The sequence below is a fragment of the Methylorubrum podarium genome (assembly GCF_022179745.1).
Classification (GTDB): domain Bacteria; phylum Pseudomonadota; class Alphaproteobacteria; order Rhizobiales; family Beijerinckiaceae; genus Methylobacterium; species Methylobacterium podarium.
In genome coordinates this window covers 1-6977 of the sequence record NZ_BPRD01000221.1, presented here as the reverse complement: position 1 = coordinate 6977, position 6977 = coordinate 1, and the positions used below count along the sequence as shown (strand labels likewise).

Here is a 6977-nt window from a genome sequence, read left to right as displayed (position 1 = left end):
CCACGCCCATTGCGACGTGCTCGTCATCGGCGGCGGCCCGGCCGGCCTCTCGGCGGCGCTCGCCGCGGGCCGCTCCGGCGCGCGGGTCATCCTCGTCGACGAGGACTTTTCGATCGGCGGCCGCCTGCTGGCCGAGCGGCGCGAGATCGATGGCGAGAGCGGGGCCGACTGGGCCGCCCGCGCGGTGGCCGAGCTGGAGAGCCTGCCCGAGGTGCGCATCCTGTCGCGCACCACCCTGTTCGGCGTCTACGATCACGGCGCCTACGGCGCGGTCGAGCGGGTCTCCGACCATCTCGCGATCCCGGCCGCCCACGCCCCGCGCCAGCGGCTGTGGCGGATCGTGGCGCGCCGGGCAGTGCTCGCCGCCGGCGCGATCGAGCGCCCGCACATCTTCGGCGGCAACGACCGCCCCGGCGTGATGCTGGCCGGCGCGGTGCGGACCTACCTCAACCGCTACGGCGTGCTGCCGGGGCGCCGCCTCGCCGTGTTCACGTCGAGCGACGACGGCTGGCGCACCGCCGCCGACATCCTGGCCGCGGGCGGCGGGCTCGCGGCGGTGATCGACACCCGCGCCGCCGTTCCCCCGGCCTTGCGCCGGATGGCGGAGGCCGCCGGCGCGCGCGTCGTGACCGGCGGATACGTCGCCGGCACCAAGGGGCATCTGGGCCTCAGCGCGATCGAGGTCGTGGACGGCTACCACAGCACCGAGACAATCGCCTGCGACGGCCTCGCCATGGCCAATGGCTGGAACCCGATCGTCCACCTCGACTCGCATCTCTCGCGTCGGCCTGTCTGGGACGAAGCGATCCACGCCTTCGTGCCGGGCGCCCTCGCCTCCGGCATGCAGGCGGCGGGCGCCGCCGCCGGGCGCTTCACCCTCGCCGAATGCCTGGAGACCGGCGCCCAGGCCGGCGCCGAGGCGGCGACCGAGTGCGGCTTCACCGCCACGGCCGAGACCGCTCCGAAAACCGATCCGGAGAGCGTGGATCACACCCCGCTCTGGCGCGTGCCCAAGCCCCGCGGAAAAGCCTTCGTCGATTTCCAGAACGACGTGGCCGCCTCCGACGTCGAACTCGCCCACCGCGAGGGGTTCCGCGCGGTCGAGCTGCTGAAGCGCTACACCACGCTCGGCATGGCGACCGACCAGGGCAAGACCTCGAACCTCGCCGGCCTCTCGATCATGGCCGAGCTGACGGGCAAGGACATCCCGAGCGTCGGCACCACGGTGTTCCGCCCGCCCTTCACCCCGGTCGCCATCGGTGCCTTCGCCGGCCACCATCGCGGCAAGGCGTTTCGCGCGACCCGCCACGTCCCGTCCCATGCCTGGGCCGAGGAGAACGGGTGCGTCTTCGTCGAGACCGGCCTGTGGCTGCGCCCGGCCTACTTCCCCCGCGCCGGCGAGACCGACTGGCTCGACACGGTGGTGCGGGAGGTCGAGACCGTGCGCGCCCGCGTCGGGGTCTGCGACGTCACCACGCTCGGCAAGATCGACATCCAGGGCCGCGACGCGCTGGCCTTCATCGAGCGGGTCTGCGCCAACCCGTTCGGCACGCTCCCCGTCGGCAAGGCCCGCTACGCCGTGCTGCTGCGCGAGGACGGCTTCGTCATGGATGACGGCACCATCGCGCGGATGGGCGAGACGCACTACGTCATGACCGCCTCGACGGCGAACGCCGCCCGCGTCATGCAGCACCTCGAATTTTGCCGGCAATGGTTGTGGCCGGAACTCGACGTGCAGCTCGCCTCGATCAGCGAGCAATGGGCGCAGTACGCCATCGCCGGCCCCCGCGCCCGCGACACCCTGCGCCGCATCGTCGATCCCGGCTTCGACATCGGAAACGAGGCGTTTCCATTCCTCGCGGCCGCCGAGATCACCGTCGGCGGCGGCATCCCGGCGCGGCTGTTCCGCATCTCGTTCTCGGGCGAACTCGCCTACGAACTCGCGGTGCCGGCACGCTACGGCGACGCGGCGTGGCGGGCGATCATGCAGGCGGGCCTGCCCTACGGCATCACCGCCTACGGCTCGGAGGCGCTCTCGGTGATGCGCATCGAGAAGGGCCACGCCGCCGGCGCGGAGATCAACGGCCAGACCACCGCCCGCGACCTCGGGCTCGGCGGGATGCTCGCCAAGAAGAAGGACTATGTCGGCCGCCTGATGAAGGAGCGCCCGGCGCTGACCGATCCGGACAGGCCGATCCTGGCGGGTTTCCGGCCGGTCGATCCGAGCGACCGGCTGCGGGCGGGCGCGCATTTCCTGCGCCTCGACGCGGAGCCGAGCCTGGAGGCCGACGAGGGCGTGATGACCTCGGTCGCCTACTCGCCGAGCCTGCGGAGCTGGATCGGCATCGGCCTGATCCGGCGCGGGACCGAGCGCCACGGCGAGCGGGTGCGGGCCTACGATCCGGTGCGCGGCGCCGACATCGCGGTCGAGATCTGCTCGCCGGTCTTCGTCGACCCCAAGGAGGAGAAGCTGCGTGTCTGAGGCGGCAACGACCCAAACGCCCGCGTCCGCTTGGCGTCCCCGCGGCGCCTGGGAGGGCGCGGCGAAGGCCGGACGGCACGGCGCGGCGGAGGGGCCGGCGGGCATCCGCCTGACGCTCCGCGACGGCATCGGTCTCGCCACGCTCGTCGCGGCGGATGGACAGGACGCCGCCTTGCGGGCGGCTCTGGCGGAGCGCTTCGGCCCCTCCCTGCCGGGGACCGGCGAGGCCGTCTTCGTCGGCGAGACCGGTCTGGTCTGGTCCGCGCCGGGCCAGTGGCTCGCGGTGGCGCCGACGCCGCAGGCCCTTCGCGACCTGCCCGAGGCCCTGCGCGGCATCGCCGCCGTCACCGACCAGAGCGACGGCCGCGCCCTGGTGCGGATCTCGGGCCCCAAGGCCCGCGCCATGCTCGCCAAGGGCGTGGCGATCGATCTGCATCCCCGCGCCTTCGGCCCGGGCCGGGCGGCGGTGACGAGCATCGCCCATATCGGCGTGCAGCTCTGGCAGCGCGATGCCGGCCCGACCTACGAGATCGCGGTGGCCCGCAGCTTCGCCGGCAGTTTCTGGCACTGGCTGGAGCACGCCGCGGCCGAGTTCGGCATCGAGGTCGAGGGCGCGTAGCGGCCGGATCAGCGCCGGCCGAAGAAGCGGTCGGCGGCGGCACCGCCCTCGGCAAGCGGCAGGATGAGGCGCCCCGTCCGGTCGATGATGCCCCATCGGCCGCCCACCATGGAGGCGGGCTCGCGCCCGTCCGGGCGGCAACCCTCGCAGACGAGGGACTCGCCGCTCGCGTCGAACGGGAAGGCCCAGTCGTAGGGCGTGGCGAGGACGAGCCGCAGGCGGCGGTCGTAGAAGGCCACCTTGCCGTCGCGCCAGCTTCGCACGAGGCCCTGCTCGAACGGGTCCGGGCCGTTGTCGAGGGTGAAGACCGGCAGCGCGAGGCCGTCGCGCCGGACCCAGAGGCAGCCGATCGTCGGCACGCGCAGTTCGGCCAATCCGCGGTCGAACGTCATCCGCGCGACATGGGCCGGGGCGACTCGGACCATTCCGCCCTCGCGCCGGGCACACGCCTCGAACCGGTCGAGCTCCCGGCGGACATAGTGGCAGGCCAGCGGGTAGGGCCCTTCGGTCCGTCCGGTCGGCGCGCCCTGCCCCGTTGCGGCGAGGGCCGCCGGAGTCGCCAGAGCGGCGAGGACGGCGACGAGGACGGCGACGCGCCGGCCCGGCGCCGGGCGCCCGCTCGGACGGTCTTCGGGGAAGGGCAGCCTCATCCGGGGTCCGGTTGGTATTGGGACCGTCGCCATCCCGATGACGGCAGCGGACCGACCGCTACCCCACCCCGGTCGGCCCGTCGATCACCCGGCGCACCCGGCGGGCCAGCTCCATCCGCTTGTAGGGCTTGTTGATGATCTCGAACTCGGTGCCGCCCGCGTCGGTGCGCTCCAGAGAGGCCTCGGCGTAGCCGGTGGTGAGGAGCACCTTGATCTTGGGCTGGCGCTCCCGCGCGGCGCGGGCCAGCATCACGCCGTTCATGCCGCCGGGCATGATCAGGTCGGTGAACAGCAGGTCGATGCGCGCCTCGCCGTCCAGGATCTCGAGCGCCGCCCTGGGCGTGTCGACCACGGTGACCTTGTAGCCGAAATCCTCCAGGATGACCCCGGCGGTGGCCGCCACGTCGGGCCGGTCGTCCACGACGAGCACCGTCTCGGTGCCGTGCCGGTCGGCGGCGCGGATCGACGGCTTGGTCTCCTCCTCGACCTTCTGGTCGGAGGCGGGGAACAGGAACCGCACCGTCGTGCCGTGCCCGACCTCGGAATAGATCCTCACCGCGCCGCCCGACTGCTTGGCGAAGCCGTAGACCATGGCGAGCCCGAGCCCGGTGCCCTTGCCCTCCTCCTTGGTGGTGAAGAACGGCTCCATGACGCGGGCCAGGATCTCGGGCGGCATCCCGATCCCGGTATCGGTCACCGAGATCATCACGTAGGCGCCGGGCGGCACCGTCTTGGTCAGCGCGGTGTCCTCGTCCTCGACCAGCAGGTTCTCGGTCTTGACCGTCACCGTGCCGCCGTCCGGCATGGCGTCGCGGGCGTTGATGAGGACGTTGAGCAGGGCGACTTCGGCCTGGGTCGGGTCGATGCGCGTCGTCCACAGGTCTGGCGCCGGCATCACCCGCAACACCACCTGCTCGCCGAGCGTGCGCTCGGCCATCTCGCCCATGTTCTGGACGAGGCCGTTGAGGTTCAGGAGCCGGCCTTCCAGCCGCTGCTTGCGGGAGAAGGCGAGGAGCTGGTGCGTCAGCTTGGCGGCCCGCTCGCTGGCATCCCGCACCGCCTCGCCCGCCCGGCGCAGGCGCGCGGCGTCGATCGTCGGATGATCGAGCAGCGCCAGCATCACCTCGTTGTGGCCGGTGATGACCTGCAGCAGGTTGTTGAAGTCGTGGGCGATGCCGCCGGTGAGCTGGCCCAGGCTCTCCATCTTTTGGGCCTGATGCAGCGATTCCTCCGCATCGCGGCGGCGGGAGACGTCGAGCTGCGAGCCGAAGAAGTAGACGAGGTCGCCCGAGCGGTTGAAGACCGGGCTCACGAACAGCGCGTTCCAGAACGAGGAGCCGTCCTTGCGGTAGTTCAGCACCTCGGTGGCGTGTTCCCGGTGCTCCCGGATCGCGTCGCGCACCTCCGCGATCGTCTCGCGGTCGGTCTCCGGCCCCTGGAGGAAGCGGCAATTGTTTCCGATCAGCTCGTCGATCGAGTAGCCGGTCATCCGGATGAAGGCCCGGTTGGCGAAGATGATCGGATTGTCCGGCTGGTGCGGATCGGTGACGATCATCGGCATGCGCGTGCGCTCGACGGCCGCGAAGAAGATGTCGTGATGCTGATCGATGACGCCGGTCGGCCCGCTGCCGCTCACCGGCGTGTTGGGGCCGGGTGCGTTGGGTTTCTCGGGCGGGCTGGGCATGAGGGCAGAGATCCCGTGGATGTGACCCACGGGACCGGATCACGCATCGCAACACGATGGCACCGGACGAGGTTCCCAGGAAAGCCGGGCGGGGCATGATCGTCTAAGACAGAGAGTCGCATGCACAGTCATGCACAGGCGTTTGCGATCACCTTTTCGTTTCTTCGCCGCCGACTGCTTTGTATCGTTTCATACAATATAACGTAGAGCATTGTCCCGAACGGCGATTGCCGGCTTGCCTGGAAAGACGGTGCTCCGAGGGGCGCGGCACCGAAGCGGCGATGCTGCCCCTCCCCGGTCTTCCTCCGCGTCGAGGGCGTCTCCGCCGTCCTTGCGCGGCTCAGCGAAAGCAATCCAGTCCGCGACATCTCCGAAAAGGTCGCGCACTGGATCGCTTCGGCTGAAGCCTCGCGATGACGGAGACCGGCAAAGCCCGAAGCGATCGGCCGGAGGCGGTCTCAGACGTGGATCGCCCGCTTGTCGACGGCGAGCGCCGCTTCCTTGACCGCCTCGGTCAGCGTCGGGTGGGCGTGGCAGGTGCGGGCGATGTCCTCGGCGGAGGCGGCGAACTCCATCGCCACGGCGACCTCGGCGATGAGGTTGCCGGCATCGGCCCCGACGATGTGCACGCCGAGCACGCGATCCGTCTTCTCGTCGGCGAGGATTTTGACGAAGCCGTCGGTGGTGCCGTTGGCCTTGGCCCGGCCGTTGGCGGTGAAGGGGAACTTGCCGGCCTTGTAGGGGATGCCGTCCTTCTTCAGCTCCTCCTCGGTCTTGCCGACCGAGGCGACCTCCGGGAAGGTGTAGACCACGTTCGGGATCACGCCGTAATTCACGTGGCCCGACTGCCCGGCCAGGATCTCGGCGACCGCGACGCCCTCGTCCTCCGCCTTGTGGGCGAGCATCGGCCCGGCGATCACGTCGCCGATGGCGTAGATGCCGGTGACGTTGGTGGCGTAGTGGCTGTCGGTCTCGATGCGGCCCTTGTTGTCGGTCGCCACGCCGACCGTCTCCAGCCCGAGCCCCTCCGTGTAGGGCACGCGGCCGATGGCCACGAGCACCACGTCGGCCTCGATCTTTTCCGCCTCACCGCCTTGAGCCGGCTCGACGGTGACGGTCGCGCCGCCCTTCTTGCCGATCTCGACGCCGGTCACCTTGGTCGAGAGCTTGAAGACCATGCCCTGCTTGGCCAGGATGCGCTGGAACTGCTTGCCGACCTCGCCGTCCATGCCCGGCAGGACGCGGTCGAGATACTCGATCACCGTCACCTCGGCGCCGAGCCGGCGCCAGACCGAGCCGAGTTCGAGCCCGATCACCCCGGCGCCGATGACGACGAGGCGCTTGGGCACCGCGCCGAGTTCGAGCGCGCCGGTGGAGGAGACCACCGTCTTCTCGTCGATCGCGACGCCGGGCAGCCGCGTCACGTCGGAGCCGGTGGCGATGACGATGTTCTTCGTCTCCAGCATCTGGTTGCCGCCGTCGTCCGAGATCACCTCGACCCGGCCGCGGCCGCATCGCCGGCGCCGGCCGGGTCGAGGTGAT

At 71.1% G+C, this 6977-nt stretch carries 5 protein-coding genes; 2 read left to right on the top strand and 3 right to left on the bottom strand.

The window, feature by feature from the left end; all coding sequences use genetic code 11:
* Both MFF42_RS11965 and MFF42_RS11960 read left to right on the top strand, forming a co-directional pair.
* Positions 1 to 2482: FAD-dependent oxidoreductase (locus tag MFF42_RS11965; protein WP_238255946.1), on the top strand; the 2482-nt coding region annotated here is incomplete at its 5' end.
* Complete coding sequence (locus MFF42_RS11960; protein WP_238255945.1) at positions 2475 to 3101, top strand: sarcosine oxidase subunit gamma; 627 nt, start codon at positions 2475 to 2477, stop codon at positions 3099 to 3101. The genes MFF42_RS11965 and MFF42_RS11960, both read left to right, overlap by 8 nt.
* 8 nt (positions 3102 to 3109) lie before the next feature.
* On the opposite strand, the gene MFF42_RS11955 is transcribed toward MFF42_RS11960, so the two are convergent.
* The 3 genes from MFF42_RS11955 to MFF42_RS11945 form a co-directional block, all read right to left on the bottom strand.
* Complete coding sequence (locus MFF42_RS11955) at positions 3110 to 3751, bottom strand: hypothetical protein (RefSeq protein ID WP_238255944.1); 642 nt, start codon at positions 3749 to 3751, stop codon at positions 3110 to 3112.
* Between the two features lie 58 nt (positions 3752 to 3809).
* The gene (locus MFF42_RS11950; RefSeq protein WP_238255943.1) at positions 3810 to 5435 is read right to left on the bottom strand and encodes a hybrid sensor histidine kinase/response regulator; all 1626 of its coding nucleotides are present in this window, start codon (positions 5433 to 5435) and stop codon (positions 3810 to 3812) included.
* 458 nt (positions 5436 to 5893) lie between these two features.
* On the bottom strand, positions 5894 to 6977 hold a 1084-nt coding region (locus tag MFF42_RS11945; protein ID WP_238255942.1), incomplete at its 5' end, for an FAD-dependent oxidoreductase.